Source organism: Kitasatospora phosalacinea, assembly GCF_000717185.1.
GTDB lineage: Bacteria > Actinomycetota > Actinomycetes > Streptomycetales > Streptomycetaceae > Kitasatospora > Kitasatospora phosalacinea_A.
The window spans coordinates 1-1,796 of sequence record NZ_JNYE01000236.1 but is presented as its reverse complement, the minus strand read 5'-3'; the positions used below and the strand labels follow the sequence as shown (position 1 = coordinate 1,796).

General features: G+C 69.0%; 1 protein-coding gene and 1 pseudogene. Both read left to right on the top strand.

Annotated elements, in window-relative coordinates; genetic code table 11:
• Positions 1–1,206 (top strand): annotated as a pseudogene (locus tag OO57_RS37755) (hypothetical protein); the annotation flags it as partial.
• Positions 1,207–1,211: 5 nt separating this feature from the next.
• Positions 1,212–1,796, top strand: a 585-nt coding sequence (locus OO57_RS37750; protein WP_158715393.1) for a hypothetical protein, incomplete at its 3' end; no start/stop codon positions are given.

Genomic DNA, 1,796 nt, shown 5'->3' with positions numbered 1-1,796 from the left:
TACGCGGTCAACTCCGCCAAGTCACTGGCCCTGCCCGCCGAGAGCATCACCACGGCGCAGGACTGCCCCGAGGCGGGAGCCACCCCGACCGGCACACTGATCGACGACAGCCGCACCTCCTACGACAACAACGCGTTCACCTGGGACGGCGCCGGCGGCGGCACCGCACCCAGCAAGGGCGACCCCACACGGGCCGAGAAGGCCTCCGCGATCAGCGGACCCAACGCGACGGCCTTCCTGACCCTCAAGAAGGTCGCCTACGACTCCTACGGCCGCTCGGTCCTGGAGACCCGGACGCCCGACTCCACCGCCCCCAGCGGCAGCAGTCTCGCCCGGACCATCGCCACCACCTACACCCCCGCCACCGGCCAGCTCCCGGCGTCGATGTTCCAGAAGACCAAGGTCGACTCGGGGGTCAACCCGGCCTACCAGACCACCACGAGCACGTTCGACGTGCCGCGGGGTCTGCCGGTGGAGAAGATCGACATCGCCGGCCAGAAGACGTCGATCACCTACGACACCATGGGGCGCACGGCGGCGGTGTGGCTGCCGACCCAGGCCAAGGCGGCCAACCAGTCGCCCACCATGACCTACAGCTACGTGGTGGCCAAGGACAAGCCGACCGCCGTAACCAGCAAGACCCTGCTGGAAGACGGCTCGTACTCGTCCTCGGTGGCGCTGTACGACGCGCTGCTGCGACCCCGGCAGACCCAGGCGACCAGCGCGAACAACTCGATCAACGTCACGGACACCCAGTACGACTCGCACGGCTGGACCGTCCTCGCCAACACCTTCAACGTGGCCGGCACCCCGGCCTCCGACCCCGTGCTGGCGGCCCAGATCACCATGCCGTCCACCACGCTGACCGAGCACGACGGCATGGGCCAGGCCACCGCCACCTACGACGAGAGCAACGGAGCCACCACTCCGGGGACGACCACGAAGACGGTCTACTCCGGCGACTCCGTCCTGGTGGTGCCCAAGACCGGAGGCGTCGTCAGCCGGACGCTGACCGACGCCCGCGGCCACACCACGGCCCTGCAGCAGTTCACCACGCCACCGACGATCGGCGGGTCCGCCGCCTCCGGGTGGACGGCGAGCGGCGGCAACTACACCACCACCACGTACGGGTACACCGACAGCGGCCTGCAGAACACCGTGGTGGCCTCCGACGGCAGCACCTGGACCTGTTGGGCCGCAAGCTGACCGCGGTGGACCGGACCAACGGCAACTTCACCTTCGGCGTCTGGAAGTACGACACCCTGCAGGTCGGCAAGCTGACCTACGCGGCGCGCTACGTGCCGGGCGTGACGGACCCCTACGTCGTCCAGAGCACCGGCTACACCAGCCTCGGCAAGCCGCTCGGCAGCACGATCAAGCTGCCCGCCACGGAGGCACCGCTCCCGACCACCTACAGCACCACCTTCACCTACTCGCCCACCACCCAGAAGCTGATCACCCAGCGCGACCCCGGCATCGCCGGACTGCTCACCGAGGACATCACCTTCAGCTACGACAAGATCGGCAACCCGTCCGGCCTGAAGGGGCTGAACGCCGTCGTCGGGCCGATCGAGTACGTCAACACGGGCGAGCTCGCCCGCATCACCTACGGGCCCTCGACCAGCCCGGTCTGGTCCACGTACAGCTACGACGGCCAGACCCGCCGCCTGCTGCGTACGGAGACCCAGCGGACCCAGCCGGCCGGGGTGGTCGACGACCTCACCTACACCTACGACGGTTCGGGCAACCCGCTCTCGGTCACCGACAAGCAGTCCGAGACCGGCAGCACCGTCACC